This is a genomic window from Bacillus cereus group sp. BceL220 (assembly GCF_051776965.1).
Lineage (GTDB): Bacteria > Bacillota > Bacilli > Bacillales > Bacillaceae_G > Bacillus_A > Bacillus_A cereus.
Map to the genome: position 1 here is coordinate 136,965 of NZ_JBPWBC010000011.1, position 22,781 is coordinate 159,745.

Genomic DNA, 22,781 nt, shown 5'->3' on the forward strand with positions numbered 1-22,781 from the left:
GGTGATTACTATGGAAGAAGTATTACACATAAAAAACGTCTCAAAAGTATATGAGGGAAAAGTCCCTCATACTGCTTTAAAAAATATAAATTTACACGTAGATAAAGGGGAATTCGTTGCCATTATGGGTCCATCTGGTAGCGGGAAATCTACATTTTTAAACGTTATTTCTACAATTGATTCTCCTACTTCTGGTGACGTCGTTATTAACGGAAAAAAACCACACACATTTCGTAGAGAGAAGTTAGCTATTTTCCGCCGCCAAGAGTTAGGATTTGTTTTCCAAAACTTTAACCTACTAGATACACTAACAATCGGTGAAAATATCGTACTACCTTTAACATTAGATAATGTTCCATTAAAAGAAATGGATGAAAAGCTTGATAACATTTCAAAAAAGCTTGGAATTGATCATATTTTGGACAAACGTATTTTTGAAGTTTCTGGAGGACAAGCACAGCGTACTGCAGTAGCACGTGCTGTTATTCATCACCCTTCTCTCTTACTAGCCGATGAACCGACAGGGAACCTGGATTCAAAAGCCGCTATTGATGTAATGGAGTTATTTACGAAATTAAACAAAGAAGAAGATGCAACGATTTTAATGGTTACGCACGATCCGTTTGCAGCAAGTTATTGTAACCGTGTTATTTTCATTAAAGATGGAGAGCTTTACAATGAACTGCACCGCGGATTATATCGCGAGAAGTTTTATCAAGAAATATTAGATGTTCTAGCCTTATTAGGAGGAAGACGTGGATGACGTTTTGGCAATTCGCATTTAAAAATGTCTCACGTAATTCAAAAGCATATTTCGCCTACTTTGTAAGTAGTGCGTTTTCTATCATGGTTTTCTTTTCATTTACTGTATACGCGTATCATCCACGCTTACAGAGTGTACAAAGCTTTCAAGAACGTGATCCTCTAATGAATTTAGCTAGTACAGCACAGCTTGTGATTGTTATGTTCTCGTTCTTCTTTCTCTTATATTCAATTGGAACATTTTTAAATGTGCGGAAGCAGCAATTCGGGATACTCACTATTCTTGGTATCTCACAGAGACAATTAAAAAGATTGTTATTTACCGAAAACATGATAATTGGGATATTATCCATCTTTATCGGCATTCAAGGTGGACTTGTATTTTCTAACTTTTTCTTATTAGTCACTTCGAAATTAACAAACGCGAAAGGTCTCTATTTATATTGGCCAACAGAAGCGATTATCGTTACAACCGTAACGTTTATCATTTTATTTTTAATCGTTTCTACATTTACACCAATGTTTATTCGTACTCGAAAAACAACGAAGCTTATTAAGGGTGTTAACAAAGAGAAGAGCGAAAAAAAACCATCTATACTCATTTCACTATTTGCTTTAACTTGTTTAGGACTATGTTATTATATTGCCGGTTATCCGCAAGGCTACATAACGGAAAAAAATGCACAAAATGGATCTGTATTCTTAATTATGCTATCTATTTTACCGCTTGTAGTGATTGGGACGTATTTATTTTTTTCACAAACATTTCTTCTCTTTATCTATATTTTAAAGAAACGAAGAAAGTTTTACTTAAAACAAATAAATATGTTATGGATTTCAGATTTAGTTTCTCGTACACGCAGTAATATTAATGTACTCTTTATTGTTTCTATGCTATCTGCACTTGCATTTACAATTATTATCGGGTTATTTGCTGCAAACAATAATACGAAAGCACCCATACTAGAACGATATCCAATACCATTCACCTATACATCAGAAGGTGTTAATGCATTTGAACAAAAGCATATTACTACGATTGAAACTGAACTTACAAATGCTAATTTTCAATATGACAAATATAAGTTTACCGTTTTAAAAGATACAGCTTCAAAAGAATCAATTGCCATTATGAAAATGAGTGATTATAACGCAATAGCACAGCAATTAAACAGACCAAAAATCACTCTCGATTCTTCACAAGTTTATAATATTTCTCGCTATTCACCAGCGTTATTAAATCTCGTGTCTAACCCATTTGCGAAGCAGAACACAATTACACTTGGCTCTAATAAAAAGGAATTTCAAATTAAAGGTTTTATTAATAGAGGAATTGAGCCTCCCTTTGCATTACCTCACTTAATTGTGATGCAAGATGAAGTAATTGAAAATATGATTCCTCATATTGAAACAATTACAGTCTATAACTACTTCGTGGAAAATTGGGAAAATGCAATTGTCCCAACAAAAAATATATTAAAAAGCTTAGATCATGATGCAGAAATTTTGTATGAAGCACATAAAAATGAAGAAAATTTCATTAAACCATTTTATATTTATACAGCTACGGATGAACTCGTTCATAGTAAAGGAAATGCAGTCGCTCAATTCTTTATTTGGGCATTTCTCGGCTTTATTTTCTTTATCGGAGCAGCTAGTGTTTTATATTTCCGTATGTATAATGACTTAACAACTGAAAGACAAAAGTATATTACGATTACAAAGCTTGGCTTAACTGAATCAGAAATGTTTCGCTCTGCAACGATTCAATTAGGAATTTTATTTTTCGTTCCTTACATCGTTGCTGGTGTTCACACATTATTTGCGGTTAAGTTTTTACAAAGCATGTTTTCTTTCTCCTTATTAAAAGAGACATGTATCGTACTCACCTTTTTCGGGATTATCGAGATCATTTTCTTCTTCTTAATCCGTTCTCTGTACATTAATAAATTATCACAGCATATAAAAATATGAATAAAATAGCCTTGTGCAATATGCACAAGGCTATTTTCAATAGTTTTTAATAATTAGCAGCAATATCCGCCGTAGCCGCCAGCATAACCGCCATAACCACCATAGCCACAACCGCCGCCTCCGCCGAAGCAGCTAGCACCGATGATAATTAATAAAATAAACAATACGATTAGAAGCGCAAAACCGCCTCCGCAACCATGTCTGCGGTTACAATCATCATGTCTGTGTTCACACTTTTCGCTCATTACCCTATTCCTCCTTTAGTATCATTCATAACAAGTTCACCTTGCTCTAAATGAGGGGATTCCATTTATATTATGTTTTCAGGGCGAATAGGAAGCTTGGCTTACCTAAAAACGGGCTTGTTTTAGGAATTGGGCTTTATTAAAAAGCGAATGAGCCTTATCCAGATGTAAGCATAAAACATTTGACATACTCTTAATTTCTTACTAATATTTAATTGAACGATCAATCAATTTTTTGATTATACATTTAAATCATATAAATTAGGAGTTGAATAGCGTGACTGATTCTTTTATTGCAGAGGCTAGGCGTGAACAAATTATTCTTGCATGTATTGATACATTAGAAGAGGTTGGATATAACAACTTAAGCTTAACGAAGGTAGCAAAAAAAGCTAAGATTAGCACCGGACTTATTTCTTATCATTTTAACGATAAGCTTTACCTTATGAATCGCACATTACAATTTTTAGTTGCCAAACAACATGAATTTATTAGTAATCGAGTACTATTAGCTCAATCTGAAATAAATAAACTAGAGGCTTTTATTGAAGCACACTTGGCTTATCAAGAAACTCATTACAAAAATAATATTGCCTTAATTGAGATTGTCTTTAATGCAAGAAATGAAGAGAACGTTCCTTATTACAGAATCGAAGACGAAGAGGAGGATGCTCTTAGAACGATGTTATTAGATATTTTGAAGACTGGTCAACAAAATGGCGTGTTTTCCGATTCTTTCCAAACCGACACATTAGCTTCATTTATTTTAGGAGCAATCGAAGAAAGAATGCTGAAGGCAAATTCATCTATATCCATAGAAAATTACTCAGATGAGCTCATAAAAATGGTGAAGAAACTCACTGTTTAAATATGCCTTGATTAAAAAAATATATATGAAAGGATGAACTACACATGAAAAAGGCATCTGTCATTGGATTAGGTTTTTTAGAAAAATTACTTGCTATAGTAAGCCCAATCCTTTTAGGCATTATTGGATATTTTTCACCTAAATTAATAGAGATTATAAAAAGGATTCCTCTCTTTTCTGATTCAAAAATTATAGAACTTTTAAATTTTATTAACCCCTTCTGGCTTCCTATTATCCTCATGCTAATTGGTGTTTTTGCAGGAATTTTATTTTCTTTAATTATTTATAGTGACGCTTTAAAGATGAACATTACTTCGGAAAGCATTCACGTGAATAAGGACGATCAAAAGAAACAAATCACCAGATCAAATGTAAAAGCCGTTTTTGTAGATAAGCGTCAAGTGGTTATCATTGATCAAGAAGACCGAGAATGGTTACGTGAAACATCTGACATTAACCCAAGCAAAATTAAAGATACTTTCTTAATGCACGGCTTCCCCTGGGTGGAACAAGATCCTTATAAACATGAGTATAGCTTATGGAAATTAGAGGATGAGCGATTTAATAAAAGCATAAATACTATTTTGTATGAAAGACGAAATGCCCTTCGAGAAGGAAACTCGAAAAAAAAGAAGCATTTACGCAAAGATTTGAATGAGCTAGGAGTCTTTGTCAAAGACGATGGAGAAGATCAGTATGTCCGTTCCATTAAGTAATAGAAAGCACAAAAAACGAATAAACCCTACAGAGGAAATGTAATTTCTCTGTAGGGTTTATTCGTTTAAATCTGACCTCCTCTCCTAAAGAAACATATTCAACAAAAGGGCAAAACCGAATGCAATAAATGATAACAATGTCTCGAGTACCGTCCACGTTTTAAACGTTTCCTTCACCGTCAAACCTAAATACTCTTTTACAAGCCAGAACCCTGCATCATTTACGTGAGAAAACATTAATGAACCTGCACCGGTTGCAATAACGAGAAGCTCTAAATTCACACCAGACATGTGCTGAATAACTGGTGAAACAATCCCTGCTGCTGTCGTTAATGCTACTGTAGCTGAACCTGTTGCAATTCGAATTAAACCAGCTACCATGAAAGCTAATACGATTGGTGATAACGAAATATGTTCTGCCATTTGTGCAATAGCTGTTCCAACGCCGCTTTCAATTAATATTTGTTTAAATCCACCGCCTGCACCAATTATTAAAATAATAGAACCGACAGGCAATAAACTTTCATCTGTTAATTTTTTAATCATCTTTTTATTAATACCTTGTTTGATACCAAGTAAATAAAATGCTGCGAAACATGAAATAAGTAAGGCGATTACTGGACTTCCTATAAACACGAAAAATTCAGTTAATTTTTTCGGTAATGAAATATATGGTGCAACTACTGATAAAATCATCAATACAACTGGTAATAAAATAATAAAGAATGAAACTTTACGACTTGGCAAATCAGTTGATACTGTCGTAACTCGAACAAGCTCCGGTTCATTTTCAGGTATAACCCTCTTATGTACCCACTTTGCAAATATTGGGCCTGCTATAATAGCCGTCGGTAACGCGATAATTAATGAATATAAAAGTACCTTTCCTAAGTTCGCGTTATAAATACCGATTGCAGTCATGGCACCTGGATGCGGAGGTACTAGCCCATGTACGATAGATAATCCCGCAATAACAGGTAAAGCAATTAATAATATGTTTTGCTTCGTTGTTTTTCGAATTGAAATTACAAGTGGTAATAAAATAACAATCCCTACTTCAAAAAAGACGGGAATCCCTATAACAAAACCTGCAAATAACATAGCCCAAGGTAATTTTTTTACGCCGAAAAATCGAATAAAGAAATCTGCAACTTGCATGCCTGCTCCTGAATCAGACATCATTTTCCCGAGTATAGTTCCAAGTGCCAAAATACCAACTAAATGACCTAGTACACTACCAACACCAGTTTCATAGGCAGCCACTATTTTCGTTAAGTTCACTCCAGACATAATAGCTAAAAACAAACTCGCAACTGTTAAACTAATAAATGCATGCCATTTCCACCATGATACCCCTAAAATAACAATTGTGATCGCAAGTAACGTGACGATTAATAAGTATATATCCATCTCTCATTCTCCTTACTTTTATCCCGATTGGTGTGGGCTAATAATTAGTGGGTGATGCCCTCCTCCACTAATTAAAGTTTTACTTTATAAAAAAAGAGGGAACATCCCCTCTTTTTTATACGTCATAATTCACTACATAATGCTGCATTTCTGTATTGTAGTAGCCTTCGCTATATTCAATTACTTCGCCAACTTCATCATAAGAATAGCGCATACGTTTTAATAACGCTGTTCCCTCTTTTTCACCTAGCGCTTCTGCAACGAAATTAGGTGCAAGCCCAACCGCGAATTCATCTCTGAAGTTTTCTAAATGTATACCTCGGTCCTCAACTAAATCGTAAAGCGATTGTAAATCAAAGTCCGATAAATCTGTACTCGCCATTCGAGCTGAGAAATAGTGCGTATAATGAATATACGGCGTATCATTTAACATATATAGGCGCTCGATACGAAAACTCTCTTTACCGAATAATCGAAACGGCACTGTTCCTTCCTCATTATGAACGATTTCTGCTTTTAATAATTTCTTTTGTACTTTATATCCTTCTTCCACTAACACTTCTGTAAATTTCTTACCCTTTGACAGTTTTGTCGCAGAAGTATTACGAATCACTTTCGTTCCTTTGCCGCTCTTCTTTTCCAAATATCCTTCTTGAGCGAGTTCTTTAATCGCATTACGCACTGTAATCTTACTAACTTTGAACTCTTCTTCTAATTGCGGTTCTGAAGGAATATTCGTATGAATCGCATATACGCCATGCAATATTCGATCACGAATAATATTTTTTATTTGTAAATATAATGGTCCTTTTTTCCTCGTTACGTTCACTGTTACACCCACTACCTTTCTACATCACCTACTGATGCCGTCATCGCCCGAAGTATATCTTTCTCTGATGACATTGGCGTATCACCGACGATTGTATGTGCTAGCATTCCAGCTGCTGACGCAAATGAAACAGCTTTCTCTGGTGCAAACTCTTTTATCTCGCCATGAATAATTCCGCTCGTATAAGCATCTCCAGCACCTATTCTATCATATACAGAAAACGTAAGTGTTTTTGCAAAAGTTAACGAACCATCTTTACATATAAACCCGCGAAGCGAATGTGTATTATCACTGTTAATAGAGCGATGAGTACCAGCGATTGTAGCGATATGATACGTTTCAGCTACCTTTGGAATAAGATCCAGCAGCTGCGCTTCTCGCTCCGTCTCTTCTGTTTTCATTCCAAGAACGAACATCGCATCTTTTTCGTTCATCATAACGATATCAGCAAGCCCCAGCATTTCTTCATAATGCGGTTTTGCCTGTTCATATCCGTCTTCTCCCCAAAGTGATGGACGATAATTGCAATCAAAAACGACGGTTCCTCCGTTTTCTTTAACTGCTCTTGCTAAAGACTTCATATGATGGCGTACAGTATCATTCATCGCAAGTGTAATACCGCAAAAATGAACGATATCAATCTCCTTAGCAATTTCTTCAAATTGGTACATCTCTTCAGATGCCGTATTGAAGCTACTTTCTAATCGATTCGAATATGTAACGCGGCTTGCACGTGCACCGAATCCATTTTCTAAAAAATACATACCTACATATTTACCGCCTCTTGAAACAAGAGAAGTTTGAATCCCTAACTTTTGAATGTAAGATACAGCTGCATCTCCAACCGAATTTTCCGGTAAAGTTGAAATAAGAAGCCCTTCATGCCCTAAGTGAGAAAGTGCCGCTACAACGTTCACACCTGTACCTGAAAATGAGTAATTTAACGTGTTAGCTTGCGACAACAATTCATATCCAGGTACTTGCAGGCGCATCATTACTTCGCCGAACGCTGCAATTTTCTTACGCATATTGATCAACTAGCTTTTTCACGACTGCTAATAATTCACGAACATCTTCTACTTTCGTATTACCAGTTTCTTTATCAATAATAGAAGAGTATACGTGCGGGATAACTTGCTCTACATTTGCCTCAAGCGCAATACGTACAATTGTTTCAAAGTTTTCTTTATCAATTCCACCTGTTGGCTCTAATGCGAATCCTTCTTCTGCACAAGCTTTCGCAACTGCGCGATATTCTTCTTCGTGAGCTAGCCCTTTCATCGAGAAGTATTTCAATGAATTTCCGCCCATATCACGCACAAGTGCGATTGCTGTTTTAATTGGAACGATTGCTTTTTCTTCTCCAGCCGCACTAATTGGGCCAGTAGAAATATTTACGTAACCTACTTTTCCTGTTGGTGATACTAAACTATTAATCCAGCTATCTTTTTCGCCGAGATTTGCACGCGTTGCTCCAACTGAAGGGAACACTTGGTTAATATGGCTACCAGGATAATGCTTCGCAATTTCAGCTACAACTGCTGCTTGGCGATTATCTCCTGCGCCTAGTCCGATTGATACAGCGTCATCAATTTCTTTTCCGTATGCTTTCATAGCTGTAACAGCTTCTTCTACTGTTGGGTAGTCTTTTGATAACACTCCCACTACTACATAACCTTCTGCTGCTTCAAAAATATCTTTTGCATTTTCTATATTGTTTGCTAATACATTTAATGCTACGCGGCCTTTATAAAAACGTTTTTGAATGTTTGTCATTTTAGTTTCCCCCTACGATTTCTCTCAATTTTTCTTCAATCACATGTATGTCATCACCTTGAAGTGGACGTGGATCAATATCAAAGAATCCTTGTCTTACTCCGTAATCACGTGTATAAATGGCGATTTCCCCTTCGCGTAATGCAGTCACAACATCTCTTGCTGATTTGTTTAACTCTTTCTCGTTAATATGAATACGAGCTCTAAAGATTGCTCTTCCAGCTTCATCTTGAACGATCGTTACATTTACACCATTTAATTCTTTTAGCGGCATAAGTACTTGTAGCAATTCTTTTTCTTGCTCGCTCTTATCTTCTTTTACTCCGTACTCATTAAGCGCTTGAAGTAAGCCAAAAGTTGTCTCTTTCCCGACTTTCATACTTCTTCCGATGCAATGTAATTGCACTTTCAGCCACTCAATATATTTTCGTTTCCCGCCAACAATACCAGAAGTAGGTCCTTCAATCGCCTTTGAACCGCTATAAATAGCAAGATCTGAATACTTCACATATTTTTGAATGTCTTCTTCAGCTGCCGCATCAACGATAAGTGGTACGTTATTTCGCTGCGCTACTTCCCATGCTTCTTCAACAGAAATCATATTTTTTTGCACTGCATGATGTGATTTCACATAAAGAATTGCTGCTGTATTTTCGCCAATCGCATCTTCAATATGTTCTGCTTTCCCTTCATTTGCGTAGCCAACTTCAACGAGTTTTCCTCCACCTAAGTAAATCATCGTTTCAACAGGAGCACCGTATTGAACGTTATGACCTTTTAACATAATCACTTCGTTTTTCGCGATTACTTCTTGATGAAGTCTTTCACTTTTACGGCGATTTCCTTCTGTAACGATACCAGCGATAGAAAGCGCAATTCCGCTCGATGCTGAATTCACAACGACCGCTGCCTCTGAATCTAGAATTCTCGCAATATGGTCTCCTGCTTTATCTACTAAATCAGCAATTTCCACATAATTTTGTCCACCATGTTTCATCGCATCCATTACCGTATCTGTAGGAGCAGATACACCTAAAATACTCATTCTACCGCTCGCATTAATTACTCTTTTTAATCCGTACTTAGCATTCAATGACTGACCCATTAATTACAACCCCTTTCGTATCAATTCTTTTTTCAGCACTGCGCTGATCCCCTTCTGAATCAATTAACGTAACCTTCTCATCTTTAACCGTAAATAAAGTTAAGTTTGCAATATCTCCTTCTTGAATACGGCCAAGCTCTGGTTTCTTAAGCCACTCTGCCGCATTTTTCGTAACCGCATCAATCACTTCTTCTAGCGGATAACCTAAGTAAAGGAATTTCGAAAGAACGTGAGCCATACTATACACTGGACCATGTATACGATTCTTCCGATAAATATCCGTACTAATTGTATTAAAGGCAATATCGTGACACTTCGCCGCTTCTGCTACTTTAAAAGAAAAGCTAGCATTACCGTGACCAACATCTAAATGCACGCCGCGATTCACCGCATCTAACAACACAGGTAGCGGTTTCCCTTCTTCATCAAATAAATTATTTTCTTTCCCGTTTAAATAATGTGTAATCACATCATCTTTTTCTAAAAGAGGTACAACTTCCTCTATACGGGGAGGCGCTGAACCGATATGTACCATAATCGGTAATGATGTTTCTCGAGATAAAGCGCGCGCTACATGCAGCGGTTCAATTCCACTATCACAAACGACACTTTTACTCATTCTCGCCTTTAACCCAACGATTACATCTTTATACTTTTCTACTGCTTCTATCGCTTTCTCTTTATCTATCCATTCCATATTGGATAATTCATCAATTCGTTTCAAACCGATGCGAGAAATATTTAAAAAGGCAAATAAATTTGTCTTTGCCTGCTCTCTACTTTTTACTAAATCTGCAATGCGATCAGCACCGCAACTACCCGCATCAACAATTGTCGTTACCCCTTGCTTAACGCCAATTTCATCTACCTCATCGCCATACGGATCAAACTCTGGAAAAGCGTGAACGTGCAAATCAATCCAGCCACTCGATACGTAAGTACCAGAGTAATCAAGAACCTTTCCACCCTCGCCAGCACCAGCTTTCGTCACCTGTGCGATTTTGTTATTTTCAATTACAATGTCAATCTCTTCCCCGTTCACACGTTTCACATTACGTAGTACGAATCGTTCTGTCATTGTATTTCCACCCTTTTCTATAAGAAGCCATAAGAATACGCTTACATTAAAGTTTCATTTTATATCTCTTTCACACGTTTAGCGTAACACAAAAAAAGGGAGAAGTAAATATAACGTTATAATGTTTAAAAATACATAAAAAGATGCTCCTCCAAAATGCTAATAGTATAGGAAATTATATCAACGATTTTTTGAATATATCTATCATAACTTACAATATATCAACGATTTTTCAATTATATCTATCATAACTTATAATATATTAACGATTCGACAAAGAATATCGATTTACCGACAAAAAACGTCACTTCCTTTCTTATATAAGAAAAGGCTGTTCCAAATGGCACAGCCTTTTTCTCTATTCCTGAACCGTCACAATAACCCCATCCATATTGTTCCCGGAAATTTCATACTGCTTGTTTGCTGGAACGTTCACTTTCGTATTCTCAGAAACTTTATAATAAGAAACAGTATATTTCTTACCTTCTACTTCAGTTGAAACCTCTTTTTCCTCTTTTAAAAACTCTAAATATTCCTCTAGTGTAAAATTCTTTTTTTGCATAATTGCGCTATGAGGTAGGCCGACATAACGGATATGCCATGGCTCATATTGAATTCCAGTAATGTTACTTTTATTTTTCGGATAACGTAATACAAAGCCATGCTTCCATACGTTCTCTTCAATCCATTTTCCTTCAGGCGCTTTCTCCATTTTCTTTTGAGTAGACCCAATGTCCAGTGATAATCCTAAATTATGTTCACTGTATCCTGCTGGAAGTGCATAATCAGATCCCATTTTTTCATATAGCTGTTTTTGCTCTTGGAAATCTCTATAACCACTACTAATCAAAAAATGGTTAACACTTTCTTTTCCAGCCGCATCGACAACGTTCAAAAACTTTTTCACAACATCCTTTGATAAACGAAGATTTCTATCAAATATTACATAACCTCTTACTAATTCACTATTATGATTTACATTTATAATATCAGACCTAATACTATCTTTTTTTACTGGATAATCCCTGTTAACTAATAATAAATCGCCCTTATAAATTTGTTCCTTCGTAATCTCTTTCCCCTCGGTGTTTGCCGCCTTTACTAGCTCATCTTTCCCGACAATTTTAACATCGATTTCCTTTTGAAATAACGGTGATATATAAACGCCTACACATACTGTGAATGCTATAAAAAAAGAAATAAATACCCACTTTTTCATTTCTAGTTCCTCCTTAACGTAACTTACGTATAGAATAGAAAAAACTATTAAAATAAAAAGTGGGGTAAAGTTTAAATTTTTATTAAATTGTTACATTCTCGTCTTTTGGCAATCGTACTTCAAATAGCGTTCTAACTACATTGCTCTCAGCAGAAATCGTACCGTTATGTTGCTCGACAATATTTTTCGCAATAAATAGTCCAAGGCCTGTCCCGCCACGGTTCTCTGTTCTCGCTTTATCACCTGTATAAAACATATCAAAAAGATAAGGTAAATCTTCTTCTGGAATGCTATCTCCGTAATTCATAATTTGTACGACAACTTCTCCATTATCAACATACCCATTCATATCAACAAATTGCCCATCATACCCGTAACGAACGGCATTTGTTAACAAGTTTTCAAATACTCTAGCTAACAATTTCCCATCACCGTGCATCGGTAAATGAGGATCCACATTCAATCTAGCTTCTAAATGATGTTTTTCTAATAACGGATACAATTCCTCCTCTAACTGTATAAGCAACTCACTTATATCAATCGGCTTTTTATCCAGGTTTAGCATGCCATAATTCATACGTGTAATTTCAAATAGCTCATCAATTAAACTTTCCAGTCTTTGCGATTTTGTATATGCAATTGTGGAGAAATGTTTAATTTGTTCTTTTGTTAAATTTTCATCTTTAAGAATTAAATCTAAATATCCTAACACGGATGTTAACGGTGTTCTTAAATCATGAGCTAAATTCACAACGAGCTGATCTTTACTACTTTCAGCAAAATCTCCTCTTTCAACAGCTTCTTTTAACTTTTCACTTGCAACATTTATTTCACGCGCGATATTTCCAAACTCATCATTTGATGAAACTTGAACTTTATTCGTAAAGTTACCGTTCGCAAGATGATGAATCCCATTAGAAATTTCATCAAAGTATTTTAAATACGGTTTTGTCAAAAAGAAGAAAAAGATAATAGATAACGGAATAAAGAAAATTAAAAAGAAGTTAATGTCTCCAAATTCCCTTACCATTGACCTAAATTGTGCTAAAGGCTCTTCGTAGCGAACCATCGTTTTATAATACAACTGCAATCCTTTATAAATTATATAAGTTACAGTTGCTGCAAGCACCATACTTAACGCAAATAAGGCAATCATTTTAAATCGAAAACTTTTCATCATATTAGCCATTGAAAGTATAACCTACTCCCCACACTGTTTTTATTAATTTATCCTTTCTTTTATCTTCTCCAAGTTTCTTCCGCAAAGTACGAATATGTACCATTACTGTATTTCCACCTTCATAATAATCATCCGCCCATACGTGCTGAAAAATATTTTCCACATTGTATACTTTCTTCGGATGACTCGCTAATAAATATAAAATATCGAACTCTTTCGGCGTTAATTCAATTTGCTCACCATACACATCAACCGTCCTGCGCTCAGGATTAATTACGACTCCGCCTATTTCTAAAGCAGATTTACTCTCCGCTACTTTCGGTTGATTTAACGTAAAAAACCTACGCAGTTGTGCATTTACACGTGCAACTAATTCTATCGGTGTGAAAGGCTTCGTCATATAATCATCCGCACCTAGTACAAGACCTGTCACCTTATCAAAGTCCGAAGTTTTCGCGCTTAAAAAAATAATTGGCATATGATGTTTCGCGCGAATTTGACGCGTCACCTCATAACCATCCATTTTCGGCATCATAATATCTAAAACTACCAAGTCGATTGGCTGCGTTTCAATAATATGAACCGCCTCTTCCCCATCCGCTGCTTTCACAACATGGTACCCTTCTTTTTCTAAATGTATCTCAATTAAGTCAGCAATTTCCGCCTCATCATCAGCGATTAAAATTGAAATGCGTTTCATTTTACTCCCCCTTTTTCATTCCATTTTTATACGCTCGATTGTAAACTAGTCTATCCAATTTGTACAATACAAAAAGGCTACTCGTTAAAGTAACCTTTGTAAATAAAATTATATCAGCGATTATTGAAATATATCGACTTACCGACAATGAACGACAAAATCCTCTCGCTACTTGCGGGCAGCCTAAGGAAACTCCCCTTTACCGCTCAAAAACAATTCGCTGCTTCGTGATTTCCGCCAGCCTTCCGCGATCTACTTCATACTCAGCATCAACGCTTTGCGGCACCCTCACTTTCCCGCCCTCAAGCGTCACTTCCGGTGAAATAATATCCCTCTGCCAATGTCTACTAGAAGCGGATATATCACCAGGAATCGTAAAGTTCGGCAGTGAAGCAAGAGCAACATTTTGCGCTCGTGAAACCCCCATTTCTACCATACCGCCGCACCAAACGGGTATGTTATGCTCCATGCAATAATTATGAATTTGAACCGACTCTGTTAATCCGCCCACTCGCCCTGGCTTAATGTTAACGATGCGGCAACTACCAAGCGTAATCGCAACGCGTGCGTCTTCTAAACCATGAATACTTTCATCTAAACAAATCGGCGTTTCAATTTTCTTTTGCAACTCCGCGTGATCAAGAAAATCGTAATCCGCTAACGGTTGTTCAATCATCATTAATTGGAATTCATCTAGTCGTTTCAGCCTCTCTGTATCCGCTAATGTATATGCTGAATTTGCATCAGCCATTAGCGGGATATGCGGAAACTCTTTTCGAATTTCTTTTAATAACTCATAATCATGCTCTGGCTTTATTTTCACTTTAAAACGCTCGTATCCTTCTTCCGCGTACTTCTCGATTTGTTTTAACATAACCGGAATCGTATTAATCCCAATTACAACGCCGACTTCAATTTCATGACTAGTTCCGCCAAGTACTGTCGCTAGCGATTTCTTTTGACGCTTCGCATATAAATCCCAAACAGCCCCCTCTATTCCGGCTTTTGCCATTCGGTTTCTTTTTATATGTTGAAATAGACCCGGTACCTCATTCGGATGAGAAATTTCAGCCTTTAATAAATCAGGTATTAAAAAGTCTTGCAGTACATGCAGCGCTGTCTTCACCGTTTCTTCCGTATACCACGGTTCAGAGAATGCAACGACTTCCCCAAATCCGATGTACCCGTCCGTATCCTCTAATTCAATAACGATACTCTCACGCTTTTCGTAAGTCCCGTAGCTTGCAGCAAACGGGATTACGAGTGGCATTTCCGTTATATACAGTGTCGCTTTTTTTATTTCCACCTACATCTCCTCCACTAATTGTCTTAACTCTCGTCTTAACAATTTTTTCGAAGCGTTACGTGGTAATTCCTCTAAGAAACATGCTTTCTTCGGCACTTTATATTTCGCTAACTTCTCCTCGCAAAAATGAAGAATTTCTTCTTCTGTTACCGCCCCGCTTTTCACAACAAAAGCAGCTGGTACTTGTCCCCATTTATCGTCAGCCATGCCGACAACACCAGCTTCCGCTACTGCCGGATGAGAAAGCAACACTTCTTCAATTTGAGCTGGATATATATTCTCTCCGCCAGAAATAATTAAATCACTGCGACGATCTAATACGTATAAAAACCCTTCTTCGTCTAAATAACCGAGGTCGCCAGTATGAAGCCATCCGTTTTGAATAGTCTCTCGCGTCGCATCTTCACGGTTAAAGTAACCGCCTGTTACGTTCGGTCCTTTTACTACAATCTCACCTTCCGCAAATGGTGGCACTACTACGCCATCTTTTTCAATACGAAGTTGGCACTGAAATAGTGGTTTTCCAGCTGATCCTACTTTCGTTAACATGTAATCTGCGGATAACGTACAAATTTGCGAAGATGTTTCTGTCATACCGTACGTTTGATATACAGGAATCCCTTTTTCTACACATGCTTCTAATAGTGGTTTTGGCGCTGGTCCTCCGCCAAGTAACATGCATCGTAAAGAAGATGGATATGTCTCTGCCCCAAGTCGCTCTAATAAATCAGTTAACATTTTAGAAACGACAGAAATAATTGTTACTCCTCTTTTTTGAAGTGCTTTATGAATAAAATCAGCATCATATTTCGGAACAAGTAAAATACGCATGCCGTACATAATGTTTTTCATTAAAAGAGATAGCCCGCCAACATGGAACATCGGCATGCAGGCTAACCAGCAATCATCATCACGAAGTCCTAAATTAAGCGACGAACCAACTGCGCTTGCCCAATGATTTCCGTACGTTAAAATAACTCCTTTCGGTTTGCCTGTTGTCCCAGATGTATAAATAATTGTCATCGCTTCTTCTAAAGAAAACTCTTCTTGTATAGAGGCTTCCTCTTTTGGTCCATTCATCACTTCGGCGAATGAATAAACAGGAACATCTTTAGCATCAAAATCTTGATCCGTCACTAAACAAACAACTTCAGCATCATCCATTTGCCAAAGTAGCTCTTCTCTTGAAAGACGCGTATTTAAAAGCACAGCTACTGCACCTACATAAGATAGGGCGTGAATAACTGTAATCATCTCCATACCATTTTTCATCAGAACAGCCACCTTTTGCCCACGCTTCACTCCTACATGCGTAAGGTGTTCACAAACAGATACTACTTTTTCATGTAGCTGTATAAAAGTAACTTTCTCTTCCTCTATTTCAATTGCAGTGCGATCTGGTGTTAAAAATGCACGCTGCATTAACCAATTAGGCATCGTCTCCATTACTCATTCTCCTTTCATGAAAGAAAGAGACTTGATATGACATCAAGTCTCTTAGTTGTTTTGTTTCCGGTTTGTTCTTTTGGTTGCGTCTCACTTTGTGGGTGAGCTGCTTCCGCTTTTGGTTTGATCACGGGAAACGAGGGAATTGACCGAAGTCCGGACTGCGTTTTTCTTTGAATGCGTCGCGACCTTCTTTTGCTTCGTCAGTTGTGTAGTACAATAACGTTGCATCTCCAGCTAGTTGTTGAATACCAGCTAGACCGTCTGTGTCTGCGTTGAATGCAGCTTTTAGGAAACGAAGTGCCATTGGGCTGTTTGCTAAAATTTCTTGTGCCCATTGTACTGTTTCTGCTTCAAGCTCTTCTAATGGTACTACTGTATTTACTAAGCCCATATCAAGCGCTTCTTGTGCGTTGTATTGACGGCATAGGTACCAAATTTCGCGAGCTTTCTTGTGGCCTACCATACGAGCTAAGTAACCAGCTCCGTATCCACCGTCAAAGCTTCCTACTTTAGGACCTGTTTGTCCGAATACAGCGTTGTCTGCAGCGATTGTTAAGTCACATACGATATGAAGTACGTGTCCACCGCCGATTGCATAACCTGCTACCATTGCGATAACTGGTTTAGGAATTGCGCGAATTAGACGTTGTAAGTCTAATACGTTTAGACGTGGGATTTGGTCGTCACCTACATATCCACCATGACCGCGAACTTTTTGGTCGCCGCCAGAACAGAATGCACGTCCACCTTCTCCTGTTAAAATGATAACGCCAACATTTGCATCATCACGAGCGTGTGCAAATGCATTGATTAACTCCATTACCGTTTTTGGACGGAATGCGTTATGTACTTCAGGGCGGTTAATCGAAATCTTTGCGATACCATTGTATGTTGAATAAATAATATCTTCGTAATTGCCTTCTGTTACCCATTCAATAGCCATTACAACTACCTCCTTGTATATTTCTGATCTCCTCTATAAGTGTGACTTCCTTCTTACTGAAAAAAGCATCACTGCATAGTTTTTAGAAATCCCTTTACTATTGTATCAAACTTTTCCGGTTGTTCCACATGAATTGCATGGCCAGCACCATCAATTTTGACAATTTTCGCATCAGAAACGTATTTTTCGATGTTTTTTAATATGCGAAAGAACTTTTCATCATATTCTCCGTTCATTAAAAGAACAGGCATTTTCAAGTTGTGTAGCTCATCCCACCATGAAGGCTGAGCCCCTGTTCCCATGCCGCGCAAGCTATTTGCAAGTCCTTTTGGATTGTTAGCAAGCCGTTCTTTTCGCACCGCTTCTTGTACGTTTTCTGCTAAACGTTTTTGCGTTTCAAAAAGCGGAATATTTTCCCACATAGAAACAAAACTTTGAACGCCTTCTCGCTCAATTTTATTAGCAAGTCGATCATCTTTTTCACGACGTTCTTTTCTATCCTCTTCGTTTTCGAGCCCAGCTGTACAATTTTCTAATAAAAGAGAGTGTACATAATCTGGATATAGACATGCCATCGTAATCGCTAATCTACCGCCCATTGAATAGCCAAGTATATGTGCTTTTTCAATCTGAAGGTAATCTAATAGTTCTTTCATTTGCAATGCCACATTTCGGATATCATAATGCGCAACATCTTCAGGACTCTCGGTCTTTCCGTGTCCAACAAGATCTACTACAATAACTTGAAACTGCTCGCTCCATGAAGGGATAAAAGAACGCCACGTTTCCATGCTTCCCGTAAAACCATGAAGAAGTAGAAGTGGTTCCCCGCTTCCAACTACTTCATATTCATACGATACACCTTGCAGTGTTACGTTCATTTTGATTCACCTTGCAACGATGTAGTAATTACGTCTTGTGTTTTTGCCCATAACGTACGGTGCAATGTTAAGTTTTCATCACGGTTCGTACAAATTTCCACAACGTGTAAACCTTTTGTCGTTGCTCCCTTTTGTACTTCTTCACGGAATTGCTCCCAACCATTTACACGGCTAAATGAACCACCGTACATTTTGACAACGTGCTCATAATCAAGTCCAATTGGTGTTCCAAATAATGATTCAAAATGTTCCTTTTTCTCATATTGTGGTAAGAATGAGAAAATACCCCCGCCATCATTATTTACAACGACAATTGTTATGTTTAATTCATGTAATTTCGCTGCTAATAGCCCATTTAAATCGTGATAAAATGATAAATCACCAATCACTAATACAAGTGGATCGCAAATAATGCTCGCTCCTAAAGCTGTCGAAATGATTCCATCAATACCATTTACGCCACGGTTTGCCATCACATGGATGTTTTTATCCGATGTGAAGAAGAATGAGTCTGTATCACGAATTGGCATACTATTGCTCGCAAATAACGTTGCGTCTTCTGGTAATACGTGCACAATATCTGTAATAACCTTTCCTTCAAATGCAGTTTCATATGTTTCCATTTCACGAAGCGTTTCCTTCGTTTTTTCGTTTATATGTTGCCACATTACGAACCAATCATTCTTCTTCATAACTGGCATTTTTTCTATTACTGCCTTGCAGAATTCAATGTCACTTGCTTGCACAACTTCTGTCGCAACAAGAGCTGGATCTCTCCATTGTCCTGATTCATCGACAACGATATGAACTGCTTTCGTTTGTTTTTTTATGAACTGCGTTAATGATTTAGAAATAGGCATACCACCAAAGCGAATTAACACGTCCGGTTTCCATTTTTCTTTTAACTGCTCATTTCGTAAAAATGTATCATAACAGTCAATTACCATCGTTTTATCGTGGTGTCCGCTACGAATATTAGAAAGTGGGTCTGCTAATATAGGATAGCCAGTTTTTTCAGCTAGTTGCGTTGCAAACATTGCAATTTCTGAATGACTATCATCTCCACAAATAATAAGCCCCTTTTCCATATGTGAAAGGCGCCCTACAAGAGAATCTACATATTCACTCGGCATCGTCACGTTTCCTTGCTGAACTACTCCTGTATATTCACTACGTCCTTTATCCCATAAGCTTCCTAGTGAGAAATCAGGGATAAGTGGCTCGCGAACTGGAAAATTAAGATGAACAGGACCCTGCGGCGCTAAACAAGCATTTGCTACTATGCGCTGCGTCGTCATACGAGCGTAATGATACATCGCTTCACTCGCTTCTGGCAGTGCCATCTCTGTAAATTGTTTCACAAAAGTACCGTATAAATTAAATTGATTCATTGCTTGTGGTGCACCCACATCTCTTAATTCATGCGGTCTATCCGCTGTTAAGACGATAAGCGGGACCCTTGAATGAAAAGCTTCACATACAGCTGGATAGTAATTAGCTGCTGCTGTTCCTGACGTACATAATAATGCTACTGGGCGTTTTTTCGCTTTCGCAATACCGAGCGCGAAAAATCCAGCTGATCTTTCATCTACATGTAAATATGTGTTCATTCCTTCGTGTTGTTCCATTAGTAAAGCAATCGGCGTTGACCGTGAGCCTGGACTAATGACAACATCACATACATCTAGACGCGTCAGTTCATCCACGAACGCGCCTAAATAATATGATAATGCTTCTATATGATTGTTCATTTCATTAATTCCTCCAAAGCACCAAGCATCGGTCTAAACTTCAAACTTGTTTCTTCATATTCAAGCTGCGGGATTGAATCAATTACAATACCACAACCGGCAAATAAGGATGCTTTCTCGCCGTTTAATAATCCGCAGCGCAGCGCAACCGCAAATTCACCATTTCCTTCATCATCTATCCAGCCAATCGGTGCACCATACAACCCTCTGTCTAACAATTCAACATCACGGATCAGTTTCATCGCTTCCAAACGAGGTGTCCCGCCAAGAGCTGGTGTTGGATGTAATTCTTCTACCATTGTTAAAAGACTCGCATCGCCTTTTGCTTCTACAGGCGTATATAAGTGAATTAAGTTTTTCGTTGTTAATAAACCTGGGCTTTCCGGAATATTAACGTATTCGCAATGTTCATTTAGTACCGAGCGGATCATGTTAACAACATAACCATGTTCAGCTAAATTCTTTTCATCATGAAGAAGCGCATTACTATTTCGTTCACTTTCTTCTATAGAATGACCATGACCGATTGAACCAGCAAGACACATCGATGTAAATTTCTCATCTTCTTTGCGAATTAATCTCTCAGGCGTCGCTCCTAAGAAGCATGCTCCTTTATAATCAAAAGAAAATACGTAACAATCCGGTTGACCAATGCGAAGTGCTTCTAAAACAAGAGCAGAATCAATCGAATGGTTCATCTCTACTTTTAGTTCCCTCGCCAATACAACCTTCTGCACGTTACCCTGCTTCATCTCATCTTGTACTTTTTCAATTGCTTTCATCCAGCCTTTCGGATCCACTTCTACTTTAGAAATAACAGTTAATTTCGATCCGTTTAGCGCACATTTACTCTCCTCAAAAATTTTCTCTTCTAAAGAAATTATTTCATTATAAAGAGTTTCTGCACAATCTGTTGCTGCAACAAATGTATTCATCGTTAACCATGCTTTTTCATTTTTTACAGTTAATAAAAATGCTGGTAGTGAAAATGTCGTATCTTTAAACTCTTTCCATAGGTCCGTTTTCTCTTTTTCTGGATCAAAGGAAAAACCACCAAATAAAAGCGGACCCGTTCCAAATTCATATTCATCTCTTTGGACAAATGCATTCTCTTTTACTTTCTCCCACTCGTCACGAGCGGTTTGAAAGCGCTTATGAGAAGAATTTGCTATAGTGAAAACAGAGCCAATTCCTGCAAATATTACATGCTGAGCCGGGTCTGCAAAATAACATCTATTTTCGAATGAAATCCTTTTTCCTGCTGCATAGAACAGAAGCGGATCCACCCAGTCTATTTGTTTTACAAAACTAACCAATGTTTTTTCGTTAGTTGCACGCTTGATAGCTGCAATAAGAACTTCTTGCAAGCCTTTTTGTTTCGTTTGAATCACAATTGTCTCCCCCCTATGGGCGAAAAATAGTCATAATTACGCTTGATTTTAAGATACACCTCAAACGAAAGGCCTGTCAACGTTTAGCATTTCTGAGAAATTCACCTTCTCTTCCTAGAAAATAAACGTTGACACTAAATGATGCTTTTTCTACACTTAGTTGTGTACAATATGTGACCAAAGGAGGATTCAACATGGAAATGAACGTCAAAACGAATTCCTCTCCTACGGCGCCAAAGCCAAGTAAGCAAACAGGCTGGCGCATCTGGTGGAGTTTACTACGTCCCCATACATTAACAGCCGCTTTCGTACCTGTTTTCATCGGAACAGCATATTCGATGCAGGTCGGAGGTATAAATCAAATACATCTTCCTCTTTTCCTTATGATGCTTCTTGCTTGTCTTCTCATTCAAGCAGCAACAAACATGTTTAATGAATACTTTGATTATAAAAGAGGACTCGATCACGAAGGTTCAGTTGGTATCGGCGGCGCTATCGTTCGCGATGGCATTCAGCCAAAAACAGTGCTTAACTTAGCATTTGGATTTTTCGGCATCGCAATACTATTAGGTGTTTATATTTGTATGAATTCTAGCTGGTGGCTTGCTGCAATCGGTCTTGTTTGTATGGCCGTTGCTTACCTTTATACAGGTGGCCCACTTCCAATTGCATATACACCATTTGGAGAGTTGACAGCCGGATTATTTATGGGTGTCATTATTATTGGGATTTCATTCTTTATTCAAACTGGAACTGTAACATCAGAAGTCATTTTACTATCTATTCCAAGCTCCATTTTAATTGGCGCCATTTTACTAGCTAATAATATTCGCGACTTGGATGGCGATAAAGAAAACGGTCGTAAAACGTTAGCAATTCTCGTTGGACGTGAAAGAGCTGTTGGTGTACTTGCTTCGATGTTCATCGTTTCCTACATTTGGACAATTGCTTTAATTATCGTGGGCATCGTATCACCATGGATGCTTATCGTATTTTTAAGTGCGCCGAAAGCATTTAAAGCGACGAAAGGCTTTATCGGCAAAAGCATTCCAATGGAAATGGTACCTGCGATGATTGCAACAGCAAAAACAAATACAATCTTCGGTTTCCTAATGGGAATCGGATTATTACTTGGATACTTTCTATAAAAGGAGCTGCTTATGTGGCTCCTTTTTCATATCTGAAATTCATCTCATAA

The 22,781-nt window shown here is 37.7% G+C and carries 21 protein-coding genes; 5 read left to right on the forward strand and 16 right to left on the reverse strand.

The genetic code is table 11. The annotated features are described in order from the left end of the window. Nucleotides 1–10: 10 nt before the first annotated feature. Both ACS2FK_RS23630 and ACS2FK_RS23635 read left to right on the forward strand, forming a co-directional pair. Nucleotides 11–763, forward strand: coding sequence for an ABC transporter ATP-binding protein (locus ACS2FK_RS23630; RefSeq protein WP_000393250.1), 753 nt, complete (start codon nucleotides 11–13; stop codon nucleotides 761–763). After that, complete coding sequence (locus ACS2FK_RS23635) at nucleotides 760–2,736, forward strand: FtsX-like permease family protein (protein WP_000144950.1); 1,977 nt, start codon at nucleotides 760–762, stop codon at nucleotides 2,734–2,736. Before ACS2FK_RS23630 ends, ACS2FK_RS23635 begins: the two co-directional genes overlap by 4 nt. 53 nt (nucleotides 2,737–2,789) lie before the next feature. Here ACS2FK_RS23635 and ACS2FK_RS23640 read toward each other — a convergent pair whose 3' ends face one another. Then, on the reverse strand, nucleotides 2,790–2,981 hold the full coding sequence (locus ACS2FK_RS23640) for a YjcZ family sporulation protein (RefSeq protein WP_001290392.1): 192 nt from the start codon (nucleotides 2,979–2,981) through the stop codon (nucleotides 2,790–2,792). Nucleotides 2,982–3,258: 277 nt separating this feature from the next. Between ACS2FK_RS23640 and ACS2FK_RS23645 the strand changes: the two genes are divergently transcribed. Beyond that, complete coding sequence (locus ACS2FK_RS23645; protein ID WP_063548889.1) at nucleotides 3,259–3,849, forward strand: TetR/AcrR family transcriptional regulator; 591 nt, start codon at nucleotides 3,259–3,261, stop codon at nucleotides 3,847–3,849. 44 nt (nucleotides 3,850–3,893) lie between these two features. Then, nucleotides 3,894–4,565: a YqeB family protein gene (locus ACS2FK_RS23650; RefSeq protein WP_063548891.1), complete on the forward strand. Its 672-nt coding sequence runs from the start codon at nucleotides 3,894–3,896 to the stop codon at nucleotides 4,563–4,565. 84 nt (nucleotides 4,566–4,649) lie between these two features. Here the strand turns inward: ACS2FK_RS23650 and gntP are convergent, their stop codons facing one another. From gntP to ACS2FK_RS23725, 15 genes are all read right to left on the reverse strand, one after another. Continuing rightward, nucleotides 4,650–5,975: a gluconate permease GntP gene (gene gntP, locus ACS2FK_RS23655; protein ID WP_063548893.1), complete on the reverse strand. Its 1,326-nt coding sequence runs from the start codon at nucleotides 5,973–5,975 to the stop codon at nucleotides 4,650–4,652. A gap of 115 nt (nucleotides 5,976–6,090) precedes the next feature. Continuing rightward, complete coding sequence (locus ACS2FK_RS23660; RefSeq protein ID WP_000539259.1) at nucleotides 6,091–6,816, reverse strand: GntR family transcriptional regulator; 726 nt, start codon at nucleotides 6,814–6,816, stop codon at nucleotides 6,091–6,093. Next, the gene (locus ACS2FK_RS23665; protein WP_063548895.1) at nucleotides 6,816–7,832 is read right to left on the reverse strand and encodes a sugar kinase; all 1,017 of its coding nucleotides are present in this window, start codon (nucleotides 7,830–7,832) and stop codon (nucleotides 6,816–6,818) included. Before ACS2FK_RS23665 ends, ACS2FK_RS23660 begins: the two co-directional genes overlap by 1 nt. Beyond that, nucleotides 7,825–8,580, reverse strand: a complete 756-nt coding sequence (gene dagF, locus ACS2FK_RS23670) for a 2-dehydro-3-deoxy-phosphogluconate aldolase (protein WP_063548897.1) — start codon at nucleotides 8,578–8,580, stop codon at nucleotides 7,825–7,827. The genes ACS2FK_RS23665 and dagF overlap by 8 nt, the downstream gene beginning before the upstream one ends. Before the next feature lies 1 nt (nucleotide 8,581). Beyond that, complete coding sequence (locus tag ACS2FK_RS23675; RefSeq protein ID WP_063548899.1) at nucleotides 8,582–9,685, reverse strand: DgaE family pyridoxal phosphate-dependent ammonia lyase; 1,104 nt, start codon at nucleotides 9,683–9,685, stop codon at nucleotides 8,582–8,584. Beyond that, nucleotides 9,663–10,763, reverse strand: coding sequence for an amidohydrolase/deacetylase family metallohydrolase (locus tag ACS2FK_RS23680; protein WP_063548901.1), 1,101 nt, complete (start codon nucleotides 10,761–10,763; stop codon nucleotides 9,663–9,665). Before ACS2FK_RS23680 ends, ACS2FK_RS23675 begins: the two co-directional genes overlap by 23 nt. Nucleotides 10,764–11,121: 358 nt before the next feature. Next, nucleotides 11,122–11,982, reverse strand: a complete 861-nt coding sequence (locus ACS2FK_RS23685; RefSeq protein ID WP_000759402.1) for a D-Ala-D-Ala carboxypeptidase VanY — start codon at nucleotides 11,980–11,982, stop codon at nucleotides 11,122–11,124. Nucleotides 11,983–12,064: 82 nt separating this feature from the next. After that, on the reverse strand, nucleotides 12,065–13,171 hold the full coding sequence (locus tag ACS2FK_RS23690) for a sensor histidine kinase (RefSeq protein WP_063548903.1): 1,107 nt from the start codon (nucleotides 13,169–13,171) through the stop codon (nucleotides 12,065–12,067). After that, nucleotides 13,164–13,862: a response regulator transcription factor gene (locus ACS2FK_RS23695; protein ID WP_000822510.1), complete on the reverse strand. Its 699-nt coding sequence runs from the start codon at nucleotides 13,860–13,862 to the stop codon at nucleotides 13,164–13,166. Before ACS2FK_RS23695 ends, ACS2FK_RS23690 begins: the two co-directional genes overlap by 8 nt. A 199-nt stretch (nucleotides 13,863–14,061) precedes the next feature. Beyond that, nucleotides 14,062–15,168: an o-succinylbenzoate synthase gene (gene menC, locus ACS2FK_RS23700; protein ID WP_063548905.1), complete on the reverse strand. Its 1,107-nt coding sequence runs from the start codon at nucleotides 15,166–15,168 to the stop codon at nucleotides 14,062–14,064. Beyond that, on the reverse strand, nucleotides 15,169–16,614 hold the full coding sequence (locus ACS2FK_RS23705; protein WP_063548907.1) for an o-succinylbenzoate--CoA ligase: 1,446 nt from the start codon (nucleotides 16,612–16,614) through the stop codon (nucleotides 15,169–15,171). A 127-nt stretch (nucleotides 16,615–16,741) separates the two neighbouring features. After that, nucleotides 16,742–17,560: a 1,4-dihydroxy-2-naphthoyl-CoA synthase gene (gene menB, locus ACS2FK_RS23710; RefSeq protein ID WP_000963892.1), complete on the reverse strand. Its 819-nt coding sequence runs from the start codon at nucleotides 17,558–17,560 to the stop codon at nucleotides 16,742–16,744. 68 nt (nucleotides 17,561–17,628) lie between these two features. Continuing rightward, nucleotides 17,629–18,441: a 2-succinyl-6-hydroxy-2,4-cyclohexadiene-1-carboxylate synthase gene (gene menH, locus ACS2FK_RS23715; protein ID WP_063548909.1), complete on the reverse strand. Its 813-nt coding sequence runs from the start codon at nucleotides 18,439–18,441 to the stop codon at nucleotides 17,629–17,631. Continuing rightward, nucleotides 18,438–20,192 (reverse strand): 2-succinyl-5-enolpyruvyl-6-hydroxy-3-cyclohexene-1-carboxylic-acid synthase, encoded by a 1,755-nt coding sequence (gene menD, locus ACS2FK_RS23720; RefSeq protein WP_063548911.1) that lies wholly within the window; start codon nucleotides 20,190–20,192, stop codon nucleotides 18,438–18,440. The genes menH and menD overlap by 4 nt, the downstream gene beginning before the upstream one ends. Then, a complete protein-coding gene (locus ACS2FK_RS23725; protein ID WP_000616734.1) occupies nucleotides 20,189–21,583 on the reverse strand; it encodes an isochorismate synthase in 1,395 nt (464 codons plus the stop codon). Before ACS2FK_RS23725 ends, menD begins: the two co-directional genes overlap by 4 nt. Before the next feature lie 194 nt (nucleotides 21,584–21,777). Between ACS2FK_RS23725 and ACS2FK_RS23730 the strand changes: the two genes are divergently transcribed. Further along, nucleotides 21,778–22,731, forward strand: a complete 954-nt coding sequence (locus ACS2FK_RS23730; protein ID WP_000425770.1) for a 1,4-dihydroxy-2-naphthoate polyprenyltransferase — start codon at nucleotides 21,778–21,780, stop codon at nucleotides 22,729–22,731. The last annotated feature ends 50 nt before the right edge of the window (nucleotides 22,732–22,781 follow it).

What these genes read in the sequence shown, in the direction of transcription:
- ACS2FK_RS23630 (WP_000393250.1), top strand. Translation starts at nt 11, where the DNA reads ATGGAAGAAGTATTACACATAAAAAACGTCTCAAAAGTATATGAGGGA.
- ACS2FK_RS23635 (WP_000144950.1), top strand. Translation starts at nt 760, where the DNA reads ATGACGTTTTGGCAATTCGCATTTAAAAATGTCTCACGTAATTCAAAA.
- ACS2FK_RS23640 (WP_001290392.1), bottom strand. Translation starts at nt 2,981, where the DNA reads ATGAGCGAAAAGTGTGAACACAGACATGATGATTGTAACCGCAGACAT.
- ACS2FK_RS23650 (WP_063548891.1), top strand. Translation starts at nt 3,894, where the DNA reads ATGAAAAAGGCATCTGTCATTGGATTAGGTTTTTTAGAAAAATTACTT.
- gntP (WP_063548893.1), bottom strand. Translation starts at nt 5,975, where the DNA reads ATGGATATATACTTATTAATCGTCACGTTACTTGCGATCACAATTGTT.
- ACS2FK_RS23665 (WP_063548895.1), bottom strand. Translation starts at nt 7,832, where the DNA reads ATGCGTAAGAAAATTGCAGCGTTCGGCGAAGTAATGATGCGCCTGCAA.
- dagF (WP_063548897.1), bottom strand. Translation starts at nt 8,580, where the DNA reads ATGACAAACATTCAAAAACGTTTTTATAAAGGCCGCGTAGCATTAAAT.
- ACS2FK_RS23675 (WP_063548899.1), bottom strand. Translation starts at nt 9,685, where the DNA reads ATGGGTCAGTCATTGAATGCTAAGTACGGATTAAAAAGAGTAATTAAT.
- ACS2FK_RS23680 (WP_063548901.1), bottom strand. Translation starts at nt 10,763, where the DNA reads ATGACAGAACGATTCGTACTACGTAATGTGAAACGTGTGAACGGGGAA.
- ACS2FK_RS23685 (WP_000759402.1), bottom strand. Translation starts at nt 11,982, where the DNA reads ATGAAAAAGTGGGTATTTATTTCTTTTTTTATAGCATTCACAGTATGT.
- ACS2FK_RS23690 (WP_063548903.1), bottom strand. Translation starts at nt 13,171, where the DNA reads ATGGCTAATATGATGAAAAGTTTTCGATTTAAAATGATTGCCTTATTT.
- ACS2FK_RS23695 (WP_000822510.1), bottom strand. Translation starts at nt 13,862, where the DNA reads ATGAAACGCATTTCAATTTTAATCGCTGATGATGAGGCGGAAATTGCT.
- ACS2FK_RS23705 (WP_063548907.1), bottom strand. Translation starts at nt 16,614, where the DNA reads ATGGAGACGATGCCTAATTGGTTAATGCAGCGTGCATTTTTAACACCA.
- menB (WP_000963892.1), bottom strand. Translation starts at nt 17,560, where the DNA reads ATGGCTATTGAATGGGTAACAGAAGGCAATTACGAAGATATTATTTAT.
- menH (WP_063548909.1), bottom strand. Translation starts at nt 18,441, where the DNA reads ATGAACGTAACACTGCAAGGTGTATCGTATGAATATGAAGTAGTTGGA.
- menD (WP_063548911.1), bottom strand. Translation starts at nt 20,192, where the DNA reads ATGAACAATCATATAGAAGCATTATCATATTATTTAGGCGCGTTCGTG.
- ACS2FK_RS23730 (WP_000425770.1), top strand. Translation starts at nt 21,778, where the DNA reads ATGGAAATGAACGTCAAAACGAATTCCTCTCCTACGGCGCCAAAGCCA.